The sequence below is a fragment of the Serratia liquefaciens ATCC 27592 genome, assembly GCF_000422085.1.
Taxonomy (GTDB): Bacteria; Pseudomonadota; Gammaproteobacteria; order Enterobacterales; family Enterobacteriaceae; genus Serratia; species Serratia liquefaciens.
Map to the genome: position 1 here is coordinate 2787503 of NC_021741.1, position 17312 is coordinate 2804814.

Consider the following 17312-nt stretch of genomic DNA (forward strand, 5'->3'; position numbering starts at 1 on the left):
AGCAGGCCGAAATTCGGGTTCATGCCTATACTTAATAGGCACTCCCAGATAGCCAATGCTAAGGAGAATTCATTATGATGATTATCAATAAACGTTTTGCCACCGCCGCTCTGGCGCTTACTCTGGCGTTTTCACTCAGCGCTTGTTCAAACATGTCCAAACGTGACCGTAACACCGCCATTGGTGCCGGTGCAGGGGCCGTAGGCGGCGCGGTGTTGACCGATGGTAGCGCACTGGGTACGCTCGGCGGGGCTGCGGTGGGGGGCATCATTGGTCATCAGGTAGGTAAATAACCTGTTCGGCCAGTATTCAGATACCTCTGCCGACAGGCTGGCAAAAGCGATATCGCTTTGACGTATTACGCATAATAAAGATTATTTCAGGTCTGTTTTACCTTTCATCGATGGCGGGTTGCCATCAACGGGTTAACGCCCGGCAGCAGTATCCCAGCCATGCCGCAGTATTGCACCGCGGCATGGCCATTCGCTCAGGCGATTCGATTAGCCCCCCGCCAGCTTGACCTTCATCCCTTTGGCTTCCAACAGCTGTTTAAGCAGATCCCGCTTATCGCCCTGGATCTCGATCACGCCCTCTTTCACCGAACCGCCGCAGCCGCATTTTTTCTTGAGCTCTGCCGCCAGCTTGTCCAATGCGGCATCATCCAGATCAACGCCGGTGATCAGGCAAACGCCCTTTCCCTTGCGCCCGCTGGTCTGGCGCTGAATACGCACGATACCGTCGCCCTTTTCACGCGGTGGTTTGACGTCTTCCTGCTTGATACGCCCGCTATCGGTGGAATACACCAGCCGGCTGTTATCGTTGTTCATTGTCGTCTCCTTAAGCCAGAGAAGCGCGGATCGCACTTAACGTAGCAGCGGGATCGGCGGATTGGGTGATCGGGCGCCCAATCACCATATAATCAACGCCAGCCGCTTGCGCCTGTATCGGCGTCATGATGCGTCGCTGATCGCCGGCGTCGCTACCTTCAGGACGGATACCCGGCGTCACCAGTTGGAATTGTTGGCCACAGGCAGCTTTGAGACGCTCGGCTTCGTGCGCTGAACAAACTACGCCATCCAACCCACAATCGCGGGTCAGACGTGCCAAGCGCTCCGCATGCTCGGCCGGAGAAAGCTCGATACCGATACCACGCAGATCTTCTGCTTCCATGCTGGTCAGCACGGTGACGGCGATCAGCAACGGGGCCTGAGCGCCATAGGGCAGCAATGCTTCTTTCGCTGCGGTCATCATGCGTGCACCACCGCTGGCATGCACGTTCACCATCCATACACCCAATTCGGCCGCAGCAGCAACGGCACGGGCGGTGGTGTTGGGAATGTCATGGAATTTCAAATCCAGGAACACGTCGAAACCACGCGAGTGTAAATCGCGCACCAGCTGCGGCCCAAACAGGGTGAACATTTCCTTGCCCACTTTTAACCGGCAGTCCTGCGGATCAATACGATCGGCAAATGCCAGTGCCGCGCCAATATCTGCGTAATCCAGCGCAACGATGATCGGAGATGATTTTAAGTCATTGTTATTGATGTTATTTTCAGACTTCATTTCTTCTACCTTCTGTAAAATGGACATAAATAGGTAATAACCCGCCAAACTGACCGCCGCATTCTACATGCCGGCCGACAGAAATCCCAGCCGCAGCGCGCTCTGCGCTTAAGTAATGTTATCCCCTCGTACGTCATCAAGCGTCAATAACCCCTGACCGCCCTTAACCCAGCCTGCGTAAACCGCCGTAAAGATGCGTAAATTATGAATCAAATAATTTGAACAACATGCTCAGCATTATCAGATTTTAAATCCCTGCGGATGCTTTATTATTCAACACATCGGAAGCATACGCCTTCCAACCTAAACAAACAGACTGGAGTCTCTCATGAAAAGCATCAAATATTTTGCAGCAACAGCCGTTATCGCCATGACCTCTTTCGCTACCTTCGCCGCTGAGCCGGTGGATCAGCAACAGGCCAGCAGCCTGACCGCTTCAGGCGTCGTTTCCGCCGGTCATGCCACTACCCTGAGTGGCCTGGAAGCCAAACTGGCCGCTAAAGCCGACGCCCAAGGCGCCAGCAGCTACCGCATCATTTCTGCCGGTGGTAACAACATGCTGAGTGGTACCGCAGTTATCTACAAATAAGCTATTAGGTATAGGGCCCGGCACGCCGGGCTTTACTTTATTTCCCCCGCCAGATCGTTCGCTATTCCCGCACTGCAATGTTACAAAAATATTAAATTTTTATTACACACTAGACTCTCTCCCCATAGTGGCTTAGCTTGAAGGCAATCCTCCCGCAGAAAGGCTTCAAAATGAGCGAGATATCTACATTAACCATTAAAATTCCTCTGGAACTCAAAGAAAAAATTCGTGCCATTGCTGCCGATAATCAACTCTCTCTGAGTGCCGAGGTTTGCCAGCGTCTAGAAAGCAGCTTCGATCTTCCGACCAAAGCGGAAAAAACCGCTAAAAAAGCAGCCGAGTTGCATCATGGCGAAATCGATAATCAGGGGATTGAGGAAGAAGTTGAGCAACCGCTGAATCAGAAAGAGTTGAAGAAGCTGCGTCAGCTGTTGAAAGGTAGCGCGAAGACCGGCAAGAAAAAATAAGTCGGTTTAGTGATCATAAGAAAACGGGGCCTGATTAGGCCCCGTTTTTTATTATTGTCGTTATTGTCCGTCCAACCCGCGGATCGGCTTAACCGATGACCAGGCCCGACATGACGGGCAATGCCAATACAGCGAGTGAGCGGTAAAACCGCATTTATGACAGCGGTAGCGCGGTTTGGTACGAATTTGCTCACCGACCATATCGCGCAGCAGTAACAGACTCTCTTTGGCACGACCATCTTCCGCATCCGCCAGGTGATAATCCATCAGGCGGTAAAATACTCGCATGGTCGGGTGGCGCTGTAGCTGCCGGTTGATATACACCTGCACCACGTCACGCCCTTCATGCTGCTCAATTATTTCCGCCAGCATCAGTTCTGCAGTAGCGCCGGTATTCTCTTCCACGCAGCGCTTGAGAAAGTCCGCCCAACCCTGCTGCTGTTCCAGATGCTGGTAACACTCTTGCAGCATCGGCAAGGTTTCGCTCACCAGTTCTTTATCCTGATTCAGCACGCGCTGTAGCGACTCAACCGCCTTGGCGTACTCACCCTGGGCCATATAAATACGTCCCACCATGATAGATACACGCGCACACTGATTGTCGGCGGAAGCCGCGCGTTTCAACAATCCCATCGCTTTATCGAGATCGTCGCTGCCCATCGCCTGCAAGGCCAGTTCGCAATAGAAATGTGCGATCTCGACGCGCTGTTTGTCTTTGCCTAATTTGACCAGTTTTTCCGCCACGTCGATGGCTTTCAACCAGTCGCTGGTGGCCTGATGGATAGCCAACAGCTGCTGTAGCGCAGAAAGACGGAAATCCTCTTCGCCAACCAGTTGGCCAAACATGTCTTCGGCACGATCGTACATGCCAGCGGCCATGTAGTCGCGGCCCAGCTGTTGCACGGCCAGCAAACGTTGTTCGAAGGTCAGGGAAGCGCTTTCCATCAGCGCCTGGTGGATGCGGATAGCGCGGTCGACTTCACCACGCGAACGGAACAGGTTACCCAGCGTCAGGTGGGCTTCAACGGTGTTGCTGTCCTCTTTCAACATATCAAGGAACAGATCGACCGCTTTATCCTGCTGGTTGGAGAGCAGGAAGTTAACCCCGGCCACGTACTCGCGCGACAGACGGTTGGCTTCCTGTTGTTTATCCTGTTGAGCACTTCTGCGCCCCATGTACCATCCGTACGCGGCAGCCACGGGCAGCAACAGAAACAGCAGCTCTAACATAGAAGATTATTCCTTGCTGACAACGGACTGAGCTGCCGGCTCAGCAGGTTGTTCAAGCTGCAGTTCCAGCCTTTTGATTTTGCGTTCGGCACGCCCCAGCGCAATGCGGGTACGCAGATAAAACAGGCCGCAAATGACCCAACCGAGAACAAAACCGGCGCCAAACAACGCCGCCAACAGGGTCGATACGCGATAGTCGCCCTGCGCAACCAGATAGTTAAAACTCACCACCTGATCGTTATGCGCGCCCAACGTGACAGAAATCACGAAGATCACCAGAACCAACAAAAAAATCAGCAAATATTTCACATTCTTTCCCGCGATGCCGAGTTAATCGGATGAACTATGCCAATACGTGGCGTCCCTAACTAATAAGTTAGCATTTCCCGTCGTAGCAGGGAAACCCTGCGGCACGATAAAACCATATATGCTGGCATATTCGACAGTAAACGGCACTCCCGAACAAATTAATGAGAAAGCTTCTCAAAATAATGGATTAATAAAGATATGGGGGCGTTAATGCGAATTGCAATGAAGTGCTATGTAAGTGGTTAATACGGCGCCATGCTGACGCCGTAAAAGTGACACAGTCACCTAGTTTTTGTCAGACAGAGTTCTTTCTGCGATTTCCTGTTGCTCTTGCGGTGGTGGCGTCAACGGCCCGAACCAGCGTTGCACCAGCCAACAGGCCAAGGTGACCAGCAACCAGCTAATCAAGGTCGCCACCGCCAGATCACGTGGCCAATGCATCCCCAGCAACAAACGGCTCCCCATCACCCCTACTGCCCAAACCATCAGTATCGCCACGGTCTTGTAGTGCCTACGCGGCCACAGCAACCCCACGCCCAGCAGCGCCCAACTGGCGGCAAACATGGTATGGCCCGAAGGAAACGCAAAACCGGTCTCAAACTGCCAATGTTCGCGCAACCATACGGGCACCAGCGGCTGGTCCTGCAGTTGCTCTTTGACCAACGCCCCCCGCTCTTTGCGCTTGAGTGAGTAGAAGTACTTTTCATCAATCTGATGGGCTGATTCCAGCCACAGCACGAAAGGCCGTGGCTCTTGTACCCGGTCCTTGATAAAGGACTTCACGCCCTGGCCAATCATTATCGACGCGCTGAGCAGCACCAGCAGGCCAATGGCCGGCTTGATGCGAAAGCGCAGGCACCACAGGAACCAGGCGCAGAGAATGATGTTGGTGATAATGCCCCATGGCGAAGTGACCGTTTCGGTCAACCAATACAGGCCTTTCAGAAGGCGTCCGTCGCCCCCCGGTTGCCATTGCCAGCCGGAAAGCCACACCGCCAAAGGCATCAGCAACAGAACTATGGCACCTGCCGCCGTGCGTTTTGCTATCTCAAACATTCCTATCGTCCTTTGCTTAAGCCAATTTGCAGTGTAACAATCTTGTAATATCGATAACACTCTAAAAATTAAACAGATAAAAAACCTATCGCAATAATAGTTGGCTGAAAACGCCGGATGCTGGTTTGCTGAGCACCGCAGGGCAAGAAGTTATGGCAAAATAGCCGATAATTAACGAAATGCCGATCGTCGTTGCGCATTTTAATACTGGTCAGTTCACCGTACCGGAAGTAGGATGCGCAACCATGATTGAATCGGATGTATTTGTGGAGAGCAACATGCAGCTTAAACGGGTGGCAGAGGCCAAATTGCCAACACCTTGGGGCGATTTCCTGATGGTAGGATTCGAAGAACTGGCTACCGGACACGACCATTTGGCGCTGGTGTTCGGTGATATTTCTGGCGCGACGCCGGTACTCTCACGCGTACATTCTGAGTGTCTGACCGGTGATGCATTATTCAGCCTGCGCTGCGACTGCGGTTTTCAATTGGAAGCGGCGCTGGAGCATATCGCAGAAGAAGGTCGCGGTATCCTGCTCTACCATCGTCAGGAAGGTCGCAATATCGGTTTGCTGAATAAAATCCGTGCGTATGCCCTGCAGGACAAAGGCGCGGATACGGTAGAGGCCAATCATCAGTTGGGTTTTGCCGCCGATGAGCGCGACTTCACCCTGTGCGCCGACATGTTCAAGCTATTGGGCGTCGATGCGGTACGCTTGCTGACCAACAACCCGAAAAAGGTTGAGATCCTGACGGAAGCCGGCATCAATATCACCGAGCGCGTGCCGCTGATCGTTGGCCGCAATCCGAAGAACGAACGTTACCTGGCCACCAAGGCAGCTAAAATGGGCCATTTGCTGGACCAGAAATAATTTTCCTGCGGGAAAAAATCAGGGCGCCGAATAAGGCGCCCTTTTTTATTACAGCATTTTCCTGATTACATAGTGCAGGATACCGTCGTTTTCATAGTAAGTGAGCTCGTTGCCAGTATCGATACGACAACGGGTATTCACCACGTCCTTGCGCCCGTCGGCATAGGTGATATGTACCGGCACCGTCTGCCCCGGCTGCAGCGTTTGCAGCCCACTGACGCTGATCTGCTCGTCACCGCTCAACCCCAGCGTTTTGCGCGTCACGCCTGCCGGGAATTCCAGCGGCAGAATGCCCATCCCAATCAGGTTAGAACGGTGAATACGCTCAAAGGACTCGGCAATCACCACCCGAACACCCAGCAACCGCGGCCCCTTCGCCGCCCAGTCACGGCTGGAGCCTGAACCGTATTCTTTACCGGCAATCACCGCCAACGGCACGCCTTCTTGTTGATATTGCATGGCGGCGTCATAGATCGACAGCTGATTCTGCGACGGAATATGGCGCGTGTAGCCCCCCTCAACACCCGGCACCATTTCGTTACGGATACGGATATTGGCAAAGGTGCCACGCATCATCACTTCGTGGTTACCACGGCGAGAGCCGTAGGAGTTAAAGTCCTGCGCCGCAACGCCATGATCGCTCAGATAACGTCCCGCTGGGCTGTCACGCTTGATATTCCCCGCTGGAGAGATATGGTCGGTGGTCACCGAGTCGGCCAGGATCGCCAGAATACGCGCATCTTTGATGTCCCGTACCGGGTCCGGCTTCACCTTCATGGTGCTGAAGAATGGCGGATGACGGATATAGGTGGAATCCGCCTGCCATTGATAAGTGGCCGAGCCGGTAACCTGAATCGACTGCCAGTTGGCGTCACCGTCAAATACCGCGCCGTATTCCTTATGGAACATCTCAGTGCGAACTTCTTCCACCGCCTGGGCGATATCTTTGCTGCTCGGCCAGATATCCTTCAGATAGACCGGCTGCCCGTCGTGACCTTCGCCCAGTGGCTCTTTGGTCAGATCAATCTTCATGCTGCCGGCCAGCGCATAAGCGACCACCAGCGGCGGCGAAGCCAACCAGTTGGTTTTAACCAGCGGATGGATACGACCTTCAAAGTTACGGTTGCCGGATAGCACCGCCCCTACGGTCAAATCACCCTCTTTAATCGCCTGCTCAATCGGATCAGGCAATGGCCCGGAGTTACCGATACAGGTGGTACAGCCGTAACCGACCAGATTAAAACCGAGTTCCTCCAGGTAGGCGGTCAGTTTGGCGCTGTCAAAATAGTCAGTCACCACTTTGGACCCCGGTGCCAACGAGGTTTTCACCCAAGGCTTGGTTCGCAAACCTTTGTTAACCGCGTTCTTCGCCAATAGGCCGGCTGCCATCATTACGCTGGGGTTCGAGGTATTGGTGCAAGAAGTAATGGCCGCGATAACCACCGCGCCGTTATGCAGCTCATGCTGCTGTTGGTTCAAAGTGAAGGTTTTGAATTCGGACTTGCGATGCTGATTGCCGATCTCGAGTTCGGTCGCGGCGTTGAACGCCTTAGGCACGTCCGGCAGCGCCACGCGATCCTGAGGGCGCTTCGGCCCTGCCAGGCTGGCGACCACCGTCGACATATCCAACGCCAGCGTGCTGGTAAAGACCGGTTCATCGCCCGGGTTACGCCACATGCCTTGCGCTTTGGCATAGGCTTCTACCAGTGCGATTTGCTCGTCGCTACGGCCACTGAGTTTCATGTAACCCAGCGTCACTTCGTCCACAGGGAAGAAGCCGCAGGTTGCGCCAAACTCTGGCGACATGTTGGCAATGGTTGCCCGGTCGGCCAACGGCAGGTCTGCCAGGCCGTCACCGTAAAACTCGACAAATTTCCCCACCACGCCGTGTTTGCGCAGCATTTGGGTCACGGTCAACACCAGATCGGTGGCGGTAATGCCTTCGCTCAGCTTACCGGTCAGTTTAAAGCCTACCACGTCAGGGATCAGCATAGACACCGGTTGACCCAACATCGCCGCTTCGGCTTCAATACCGCCCACACCCCAGCCCAGAATGCCCAGACCGTTGATCATGGTGGTGTGAGAATCGGTACCGACCAGGGTATCAGGGTAAGCGATACGCTGCCCGCTCTCGTCCGTGTGCCATACGGTTTGGCCGAGATACTCCAGGTTGACCTGGTGGCAGATACCGGTGCCCGGCGGCACAACGCGGAAGCGGTTAAAGGCTTTTTGCCCCCAACGCAGAAAGGTGTAACGCTCGTGGTTGCGCTCCATTTCAATGCGCACATTTTCTTCAAAAGCATCGTCATCGCCGAACTCATCAACGGTGACCGAGTGGTCAATCACCAAATCGACCGGTGACAGCGGGTTGACCTGGTCAACGTTCCCGCCTAAACGCTGCACCGCTTCACGCATCGCAGCCAAATCCACGACCGCTGGCACACCGGTAAAATCCTGCATCAGCACGCGGGCCGGACGGTAGGCAATCTCACGATCGGCATGGCCCGTTTGCAACCAGCCAACAATAGCTTTCAGATCGTCAACCTGCACGGTGTCGCCATCCACATGGCGCAGCAAGTTTTCCAACAGTACTTTCATTGATTTTGGCAGTCGGTCGATGTTGCCCAACTGTTTTGCCGCCAATGGCAGGCTGTAATAGCCATACTCAGTATTGAGCGCCACCAGCTTATCCATACTCGTTTCACGAAGATCGGACGACATAGCTCCTCCATTTCTTATTATGTCTAAAACAGGGTAATCACTGAGGTCTTATTTAAAGATAACACAAAGACGACGTAACGTTTTGATAACAACACGTTTTGATCATAACGATAGGCAATAACAATCAATGAAGGTAAGTGCTTGTTAGGTCTGCGGATTAGTCTAAGAATGGCAGCTAACTGGTCGGACATGCGTCTATGGCAGTGCAAAAGCAAAGGTTTCATCATCACACTAGTGGGAACATAGCGCGCAATGCCAGTATAGTATCGTTCGACAATGCCCCCGCGTCCCGACCTCCGTTGGCGCGGCGACGGATGGCTAACAACTTGAGCTTAAGGAGCGCGCAGTGGCATTTTTGGGGTTCGTCAGTGAACGGCAGTGTCGTGGCTGGCAAGATGCATCAGTTTACCTTCCCGCGTTCAGTTTTTATGAAAAACACCAGTCAGAACCTATCGACGCTGCCCCCGAAGCCATTATTCAAGCGGTGTTATCACTGGATATGGCGGAAGATCCGATCATCCGCAGGCTGCTGATGCTACGCCAACTGCCGGGCACGGTGCGCCAAAGGCTCTTCAAAACCGAGCTTACTACGCCGCCAGCGGCCTTTGGCTTCGACACCTTTACCCTGCTCCATCAGGACAGCCATGAAGTCTCGCTGGGGCTGGCCGGGCGTTTTTGGCGGCCTATGTTGGGCGTCAATAAACTGGCAACTGCAGAGGATTTTCACCAATTTAACGACCAGAAAGCCGCAAAACTGGTGCTGCGTTTTAAGGTTATCCCGGAGGCTTCCGGGCTCGCTATGCTGCGTACCGAAACCTTTATCTGGTGCCCGACATCGCAGGTTAAAGCGCGGCTTGCCGGCTATTGGGCGATGATCCGTCCTGCCAGCGGGTGGATCCGACGGCGCACCCTGCTTTCAGTACAGCGTAAACTGGCAAAAGGCGGTTAACAGAGGAACTAAAGCCTGAATGAAGGAAGTCAGTAAGAAGGGAAAGCAGGAGAGGAAACGCCTCTCCTGCTGCATAAATCTTTTTGTTAGTCGTTAGATTACCGGCTTATTTTTCCGGCAGCTTGATGTCCTTGAACATCGCTTCGATCTCTTCGTTGGAACGCAATGCAACCGCGTTGTCGACCACGTCACGCGTCAGGTGTGGCGCAAAACGCTGGATAAAATCGTACATATAGCTGCGTAGGAAGGTGCTGCGACGGAAGCCGATTTTGGTGGTGCTGTAGGTGAAGATATCACGAGCATCCACCGTCACCAGATCCGGATCTTGTATCGGGTCCACCGCCATGCTGGCGATCACTCCCACCCCAAGGCCCAGACGCACGTATGTTTTAATCACGTCGGCATCGGTAGCCGTAAATACGATGCGCGGTGTCAGTCCGGCACGGTTGAATGCCGTATCCAACTCAGAGCGGCCGGTGAAGCCGAAGGTATAGGTCACGATAGGATAAGCCGCCAGTTCTTCGATGGTAATGTGGCTTTTACCGGCTAAAGGATGATCGGGCTTCACCACTACCGCGCGGTTCCAGTGATAGCACGGCAGCATGATTAAATCGTCGTAGAGGTGCAGCGCTTCAGTGGCAATGGCGAAATCTGCCGTGCCTTTAGAGACGGCTTCCGCAATTTGCGTCGGCGATCCCTGATGCATGTGCAGAGAGACTCGCGGATAGCGCTCAATAAAGCCTTTAATGACGTTAGGCAGCGCGTAGCGCGCCTGGGTGTGGGTGGTCGCTACGTACAACGAGCCTTTGTCCGGGTAGGTATGCTCGCCGGCGACGGCTTTGATAGCATCCACTTTGGACAAAACTTCACGCGCAATACGGATGATTTCCAATCCTGCCGGCGTGACCTGAGTCAGGTGCTTGCCACTGCGGGCGAAAATCTGGATACCCAGCTCATCTTCCAGCATCCGTACCTGCTTACTGATGCCGGGCTGCGAGGTGTAAAGCCCTTCTGCCGTCGAGGAGACATTCAGGTTGTGGTTAACCACTTCCACGATGTAACGAAGCTGCTGCAATTTCATATCTTATACCATCCTAGGTTAAACACTGCGTTGAGCCGCAGCCAGGTATATCGGTGTCGCCCCGGTATGCTGAAAACGAATAAGCCATGAACACAGTGTTTCACTCAGAGGCTGAAGAAACCGCCGTTGCTAATAAGCTTTAATCATAAAAAAACTTTTTATATAACCACTATATCACGCTACAGCTTCAAGTATAGATCCGCGTCACACTATGGTAACGATTATTTTGCATTGCGATCAACGTGAAACCCGGGGGCCAGGATGGAAAAAGGAGCAAAGAATAGATCTGTTCGCCGGCTTTAGCCAATAAAAAACCAGCCACGGGGGCTGGTTTTTTTATGTTGCATTCAGGCTGCAAATTTACTTTTTGCCTTCAACCCATTTGCCATCGATGTAGAAAGCGGACCAGCCGGTGGCTTTGCCGTCTTTCTCCGAAGAGACATACTGCTGTTTGGTTTTACGGCTGAAACGCACCATGGTTTTGTTGCCTTCCGCATCCGTTACCGGCGCATCTGCCAGATAACGCAGCTTTTCAGGCAGGCGATCCTTGAAGCGAGCCAGTTCTTCCACCAATGGCGCACGGGTTTCGCGCGATTTAGGGAAGGTATTGGCCGCCAGGAACACCCCGGCTGCGCCGTCACGCAGAACAAAGTAAGCATCCGACTTTTCGCACGGCAGTTCCGGCAATGGAACCGGATCTTCCTTCGGCGGTGCAACATCACCGTTACGCAGGATCTTGCGGGTGTTTTTACAGTTCTCGTTGGTGCATCCCATGTACTTGCCGAAGCGCCCCATTTTCAGGTGCATTTCGGAACCACATTTATCGCACTCAACCACCGGGCCGTCATAGCCTTTCAGGCGGAATTCGCCCTCTTCGATCTCGTAGCCGTCACACGCTGGGTTATTACCGCATACGTGCAGCTTGCGCTGGTTATCGATCAGGTAGCTGTCCATCGCCGTGCCGCATTTCTGGCAACGACGGCGGGCACGCAATGCGTTGGTTTCCGCATCATCCCCTTCGAGAACGTTCAGCACTTCCGTTTCCGGCACCAGGTTAATGGTGGTTTTGCAGCGTTCTTTCGGCGTCAGCGCATAGCCGGAACAGCCAAGGAAGACACCGGTGCTGGCGGTACGAATGCCCATCTTGCGACCGCAGGTCGGGCAGTCGATGCTGGTCATCACCATCTGATTCGGGCGCATACCGCCTTCTTCAGGATCTTTTTCCGCCGTTTCCAGCTGTTCGCTGAATTCGGCAAAGAATTCATCCAGCACCGCTTTCCACTCGGCATGGTTGTTCGCTACCTGGTCCAGGCCATCTTCCATGCGGGCGGTGAAGTCATAGTTCATCAGCTCGCGGAAGTTTTCTTCCAGACGGTCAGTAACGATCTCGCCCATTTTTTCGGCGTAGAAACGGCGGCTTTCAACCCGCACATAGCCACGATCCTGAATGGTTGAGATAATCGAAGCGTAGGTAGATGGACGGCCGATACCGCGTTTTTCCAGCTCTTTGACCAACGAGGCTTCACTGTAACGTGCTGGCGGTTTGGTAAAGTGCTGGCTTGGGATCAGCTTTTGCAGTTCCAGCTCGCTGCCCACTTCTACATACGGCAAGGTGCGGTCTTCATCGCCCTTGCGCAGCGCAGGCATCACTTTGGTCCAGCCATCGAAACGCAGCGTACGGCCTTTGGCGCGCAACAGGTAATCAGCGGCTTTAACCGACAGCGTGGTGGAGTCGTACTGCGCCGGCGTCATCTGGCAGGCGACGAACTGGCGCCAAATCAGCTGATACAGTTTCTGCGCATCCGCTTCCATGTCTTTCAACTGTTCGGCCAGCACGTTCACATCCGAAGGTCGGATAGCTTCATGCGCTTCCTGCGAGTTTTCTTTGCTGCTGTACTGATTCGGCGCTTTCGGCAGGTACTTATCACCGAAGTTTTCGCCGATGTAACCACGCACCATGTTGAGCGCATCCTGGCTCAGGTTGGTGGAGTCGGTACGCATATAGGTAATGTGACCGGCTTCATACAGACGCTGGGCCATCATCATAGTTTTCTTCACGCCAAAGCTCAGACGGGTACTGGCTGCCTGCTGCAACGTGGAAGTAATGTAAGGCGCACCCGGTTTGCTGCTGGTCGGTTTGTCTTCGCGATCCAGTACCGTATAGCGGGCTTTTTCCAGCAGTTTAAGCGCGGCGTGAGTCTGCTCGCGGTTAACCGGCTTGAAAGGTTTGTCGTGGGCATGCGTAACTTCCATTTGCAGCGCGGTATCGCCCTTCGCTAACAAATCGGCGTGCAATTCCCAATATTCTTCCGGCACGAAGGCTTTGATATCGCGTTCACGCTCTACCACCAGCCGTACCGCAACGGATTGCACACGCCCAGCCGACAGGCCACGGGCAATTTTCTTCCACAGCAGTGGCGAAACCATGTAACCCACAACGCGGTCCATAAAACGACGCGCCTGCTGTGCGTTAACACGATCAATATTCAGCTCACCCGGCTGTTTGAACGCATTTTGGATCGCGTTCTTGGTAATTTCGTTAAACACCACGCGGCTAAAGCGTTTGTCGTCCCCCCCGATCACTTCCCGCAGGTGCCAGGCAATGGCTTCCCCTTCGCGGTCAAGGTCGGTTGCGAGATAAATGTGGTCAGCGTTTTCCGCTAACGACTTTAACTCGGCGACAACTTTTTCTTTACCCGGCAGAATTTCATATTGCGCTTCCCAGCCATGGTAAGGATCGACGCCCATCCGATTTACCAGCGCCGTCTTCTCATCTTTTTTAACTTTCTTCTTGGCTTTGTTTTCGGTTGAGTCAGCGCTCTTTTTGCTGGCTGAGCCACTGGTCGGCAAATCACGGATATGACCGACGCTGGACTTCACCACGTAGTCATTACCTAAGTATTTATTAATAGTTTTGGCTTTTGCCGGGGACTCAACTATTACGAGAGCTTTACCCATATTTACCTTTACCTAATTTTATTTCTTCTAAAAAGAAGTCTTTTATCTCGCCGTGCCGCAGCGATTCATATCTCTTTTTTATATTGCGGCAGTCTGGCAAGAGATCAACATGTTTTTTTCTGTTGGCTGCTTAACTGCTCAACCTGAACGCAAGTTGTTGATCCTGCCTGCTATTCACCCATGCCCCAGAAGTATGGCTGTGTGAGACTCATTTATGGCGTAAACAAAACCTTCCACCCGACGCCGCAAAATCCCACACTGTACCTGATAAAAAGCGTCACGCAACCTAATTAGCACGGAAAGGCAGATTTCGCCAATCGGCAGATACCGCTAGCCATCCAGACGGCAAATAAACCTTAGTCTGTTTGCGGATAAATGCGAACTGACGTTAGAATATGAGCAGAATTTATGTCTGGAGTGTAATAAATGCGCGCTAATACCTTACCCATTGATCGTGAAACCTTACTGCAAGAAGCAAATAACCTGATTCGCCAGCACGATGATTATCTGCATGGCATGATTGCTACCGATGTTGAACAAAAAGGCAGCGTTTTAGTTTTTCGCGGAGAATTCTTTTTAGATCCGGATGGATTGCCAACGGCAAAAACTACCGCAGTATTTAATATGTTTAAACACTTGGCTCACGTGTTTTCTGAGAAATATCATTTGGTCGATTAAGCATAAAAAAAGGGGGGCCAAGCCCCCCTGCTATTTAATCGCTACGCTTAAAGCAGCGGTTTTTCCCCGCGCTGCCACCAACGTAACAGCAGACGATCGACACTTTCGGCCGCGCTGCCGGTAAAACGGTCCATCAGGCGTTTACGACGTGCATAGCGCACCCCCACCACCTCGTGATTTTCCATTTCAGCAATCAGCAGATCGTCACTGGTGCCAATTGCATCAACCAACCCTTTTTCTTTCGCCTGGGTCCCGAACCAGTGTTCACCGGTCGCCACGCTGTCGATATCCAGCGATGGGCGCTGCTGATGCACAAACTCTTTAAACAGTTCGTGGGTTTCGTTCAGATCTTCACGGAACTTCTCACGCCCCTGCTCGGTGTTTTCGCCAAACAGCGTCAATGTGCGTTTGAACTCGCCGGCGGTGTGCAACTCCACATCAATATCATTCTTTTTCAGCAAGCGGTGGAAGTTCGGGATTTGCGCCACGACGCCGATCGAACCAATGATGGCAAAGGGCGCGGCCACAATGCGATCCGCCACGCAGGCCATCATGTAACCGCCGCTGGCGGCGACTTTGTCTACCGCGACCGTCAGGCGAATGCCGCCGGCACGCAAACGGGCCAACTGCGATGAGGCCAACCCGTAGCCATGAACCACCCCGCCCGGGCTTTCCAACCGCAGCAGAACTTCATCTTGCGGCGTCGCCACGGCCAGCACCGCGGAGACTTCCTCGCGCAGTGAAGTCACTTCATGGGCATCCATGCTGCCTTTGAAATCCAGCACGTAAAGACAAGGTTTGGTAGCTTCCACCGCCCCGGCTTTGGCACGTTGCTTCTTCAGTTTATCGTCGGCTTTGGTCTGCTTTTTAAACTGCTTGCTCCAGGCCTTTTGTTCCGCTTCGCCCATCCGCGCCAAACGCATATCGCGCTGCATGTCCCGGTATTGTTCTCCGAGGTCGGTAAGCTGCAGTTCCCCTTTGTGTCGGGCTTTGCGTTGCCCAAGGCTGACCGCCAGCAACGCCAGCGCGGCGATGGCAATCACAACCGTCGCGACTTTGGCCAGAAACAGGCCGTAAACAGATATAAACTCCACAGATTCCGCCTTTATTAACAGGTTGTTAGTACTATCTCATTCATTCTAGCCAACCGAAGCGGTGGCTGTCGCGACTAAATAAAAATTCCTTGTGCGGCCTCTTTACTATGTGGGCGGGTTTTGGCTTAACCAAGCTGGCCCCCTGCCATTTTTGTTACAAAAGAATGCCGTTTCTGCCGCCTAATCATTGAAAATACGATCCATTTAAGGCATATAACACGGATTATTCATCAAGATGATGATCCAAATTCGCTGCGGGGCCTGCATGCGGTCGAGCCTTTGCTCCTGTCATGGCCCCTCAATCCACCCCCTCCCCGATGCAAGCGGGAGACCAGCCACCAAGGCGCGAGGAATTATTGTGCATTACCAACCCAAGCAGGATCTGTTGCAACAACGTATTATTCTGGTCACCGGCGCCGGTGACGGCATCGGCCGCGAAGCCGCCCTCACTTATGCCAAATTTGGCGCGCAATTGGTGTTGCTGGGCCGTACCGAAAGCAAACTAAAGGCGGTACAGGCCGAAATCGCCAAACTCAGCGACGCCCCCACTTACACCATCACGCTGGACCTGCTGCATACTACGCAAGAGCAGTGCCAACAGGTGGCGAATGAGCTGGCAACCCGCGTCCCGCGTCTCGACGGCGTGTTGCACAATGCCGGCCTGCTGGGTGACATCGCCCCGATGGCCGAGCTGTCAATGACGATGTGGAACGAGGTGATGCAAGTGAACGTCAATGCGACCTTTATGCTCACCCAGGCGCTACTGCCTTTGCTGTTGAAATCCCCCGCCGGATCGCTGGTGTTTACCAGTTCCAGCGTTGGCCGCACCGGGCGTGCCAACTGGGGCGCCTACGCCGTGTCAAAATTCGCCACCGAAGGCATGATGCAGGTGCTGGCCGATGAATACAAAAATCGCAATCTGCGGGTAAATTGTATCAATCCGGGCGGAACTCGCACCCAAATGCGCGCATCTGCGTTTCCTGACGAAGACAAAAGCAAGCTAAAAACCCCGGCTGACATCATGCCGCTTTACCTCTATTTGATGGGGGATGACAGCCGCCGTAAAACCGGTATGAGTTTCGACGCTCAACCTAACCGTAAACCCGGCGCGGCCGAATAAAAGGGGCTTTATCATGGCTGAAGATCGCCACCAACAACGACAACAGCGCCTTAAAGAGCAGGTGGATGCGCGCATTGCTGCTGCTCAGGAAGCGCGGGGGCTGCTGCTGGTATTCACCGGCAACGGTAAAGGTAAAACCACTGCGGCGTTTGGCACCGTGACCCGGGCCGTTGGCCACGGGATGAAAGCTGGCGTCATTCAGTTCATCAAGGGTGAATGGCCGAACGGTGAGAAAAATCTGCTGCACCAGCACGGCGTCGAGTTTCAGGTGATGGCGACCGGCTTTACCTGGGAAACACAGGATAAGGCCAGCGATACCGCCGCCTGTCAGGCCGTATGGCAACACGGCAAACGTATGCTGGCAGACAGCAGCCTGGATCTGGTGCTGCTGGACGAACTGACCTATATGGTCAGCTACGGCTACCTTGAACTGGATGAGCTACTGGAAGCGCTACGACAACGTCCTGCGCGCCAGACGGTGATCATCACCGGGCGTGGCTGCCATCGTGATTTGTTGGAGCTGGCGGATACGGTGACCGAGATGCGGCCGGTGAAGCACGCGTTTGACGCGGGTATCAAGGCACAACAGGGAATTGACTGGTAACGAAAAGAAAAACGCCGC

The 17312-nt window shown here is 53.5% G+C and carries 17 protein-coding genes; 8 read left to right on the forward strand and 9 right to left on the reverse strand.

The genetic code is table 11. The features are described from left to right. Positions 1-74: 74 nt before the first annotated feature. On the forward strand, positions 75-293 hold the full coding sequence (osmB, locus tag M495_RS12965) for an osmotically-inducible lipoprotein OsmB (protein WP_004945176.1): 219 nt from the start codon (positions 75-77) through the stop codon (positions 291-293). 207 nt (positions 294-500) lie between these two features. Here osmB and yciH read toward each other — a convergent pair whose 3' ends face one another. Continuing rightward, on the reverse strand, positions 501-827 hold the full coding sequence (gene yciH, locus M495_RS12970; RefSeq protein WP_020827122.1) for a stress response translation initiation inhibitor YciH: 327 nt from the start codon (positions 825-827) through the stop codon (positions 501-503). 10 nt (positions 828-837) lie between these two features. After that, on the reverse strand, positions 838-1566 hold the full coding sequence (gene pyrF / locus M495_RS12975) for an orotidine-5'-phosphate decarboxylase (RefSeq protein ID WP_020827123.1): 729 nt from the start codon (positions 1564-1566) through the stop codon (positions 838-840). Between the two features lie 328 nt (positions 1567-1894). Here pyrF and bhsA point away from each other — a divergent pair, with 328 nt between their 5' ends. Next, complete coding sequence (bhsA, locus tag M495_RS12980; protein ID WP_020827124.1) at positions 1895-2155, forward strand: multiple stress resistance protein BhsA; 261 nt, start codon at positions 1895-1897, stop codon at positions 2153-2155. A gap of 170 nt (positions 2156-2325) precedes the next feature. After that, entirely contained in the window at positions 2326-2622 is a 297-nt protein-coding gene (locus tag M495_RS12985; RefSeq protein WP_020827125.1) for an Arc family DNA-binding protein, read from the forward strand. A 60-nt stretch (positions 2623-2682) separates the two neighbouring features. On the opposite strand, the gene lapB is transcribed toward M495_RS12985, so the two are convergent. The 3 genes from lapB to pgpB form a co-directional block, all read right to left on the reverse strand. Further along, positions 2683-3852 (reverse strand): lipopolysaccharide assembly protein LapB, encoded by a 1170-nt coding sequence (gene lapB / locus M495_RS12990; protein WP_020827126.1) that lies wholly within the window; start codon positions 3850-3852, stop codon positions 2683-2685. Between the two features lie 6 nt (positions 3853-3858). Further along, positions 3859-4161 (reverse strand): LapA family protein, encoded by a 303-nt coding sequence (locus M495_RS12995; RefSeq protein ID WP_020827127.1) that lies wholly within the window; start codon positions 4159-4161, stop codon positions 3859-3861. Between the two features lie 285 nt (positions 4162-4446). After that, positions 4447-5217: a phosphatidylglycerophosphatase B gene (pgpB, locus tag M495_RS13000; RefSeq protein WP_020827128.1), complete on the reverse strand. Its 771-nt coding sequence runs from the start codon at positions 5215-5217 to the stop codon at positions 4447-4449. 278 nt (positions 5218-5495) lie between these two features. On the opposite strand from pgpB, the gene ribA reads away from it, so the two are divergent. Beyond that, the gene (gene ribA, locus M495_RS13005) at positions 5496-6089 is read left to right on the forward strand and encodes a GTP cyclohydrolase II (protein ID WP_041415420.1); all 594 of its coding nucleotides are present in this window, start codon (positions 5496-5498) and stop codon (positions 6087-6089) included. Positions 6090-6137: 48 nt separating this feature from the next. On the opposite strand, the gene acnA is transcribed toward ribA, so the two are convergent. Beyond that, positions 6138-8810: an aconitate hydratase AcnA gene (gene acnA / locus M495_RS13010; RefSeq protein WP_041414600.1), complete on the reverse strand. Its 2673-nt coding sequence runs from the start codon at positions 8808-8810 to the stop codon at positions 6138-6140. 346 nt (positions 8811-9156) lie between these two features. Here acnA and M495_RS13015 point away from each other — a divergent pair, with 346 nt between their 5' ends. After that, entirely contained in the window at positions 9157-9759 is a 603-nt protein-coding gene (locus M495_RS13015; protein ID WP_020827131.1) for a hypothetical protein, read from the forward strand. Between the two features lie 106 nt (positions 9760-9865). Here M495_RS13015 and cysB read toward each other — a convergent pair whose 3' ends face one another. Both cysB and topA read right to left on the reverse strand, forming a co-directional pair. Continuing rightward, positions 9866-10840 (reverse strand): HTH-type transcriptional regulator CysB, encoded by a 975-nt coding sequence (gene cysB, locus M495_RS13020; RefSeq protein WP_020827132.1) that lies wholly within the window; start codon positions 10838-10840, stop codon positions 9866-9868. A 360-nt stretch (positions 10841-11200) separates the two neighbouring features. Further along, positions 11201-13798 carry a type I DNA topoisomerase gene (gene topA / locus M495_RS13025; protein ID WP_020827133.1) on the reverse strand — a complete coding sequence of 866 codons (2598 nt, stop codon included), beginning with the start codon at positions 13796-13798 and terminating at the stop codon, positions 11201-11203. A gap of 426 nt (positions 13799-14224) precedes the next feature. Between topA and M495_RS13030 the strand changes: the two genes are divergently transcribed. Continuing rightward, the gene (locus tag M495_RS13030; RefSeq protein WP_020827134.1) at positions 14225-14476 is read left to right on the forward strand and encodes a YciN family protein; all 252 of its coding nucleotides are present in this window, start codon (positions 14225-14227) and stop codon (positions 14474-14476) included. 47 nt (positions 14477-14523) lie between these two features. On the opposite strand, the gene sohB is transcribed toward M495_RS13030, so the two are convergent. Then, the gene (gene sohB / locus M495_RS13035; RefSeq protein WP_020827135.1) at positions 14524-15570 is read right to left on the reverse strand and encodes a protease SohB; all 1047 of its coding nucleotides are present in this window, start codon (positions 15568-15570) and stop codon (positions 14524-14526) included. A 358-nt stretch (positions 15571-15928) separates the two neighbouring features. Here sohB and M495_RS13040 point away from each other — a divergent pair, with 358 nt between their 5' ends. Both M495_RS13040 and cobO read left to right on the forward strand, forming a co-directional pair. Then, entirely contained in the window at positions 15929-16690 is a 762-nt protein-coding gene (locus tag M495_RS13040) for a YciK family oxidoreductase (RefSeq protein WP_020827136.1), read from the forward strand. Between the two features lie 13 nt (positions 16691-16703). Next, entirely contained in the window at positions 16704-17294 is a 591-nt protein-coding gene (gene cobO / locus M495_RS13045; protein ID WP_020827137.1) for a cob(I)yrinic acid a,c-diamide adenosyltransferase, read from the forward strand. Positions 17295-17312: the final 18 nt, after the last annotated feature.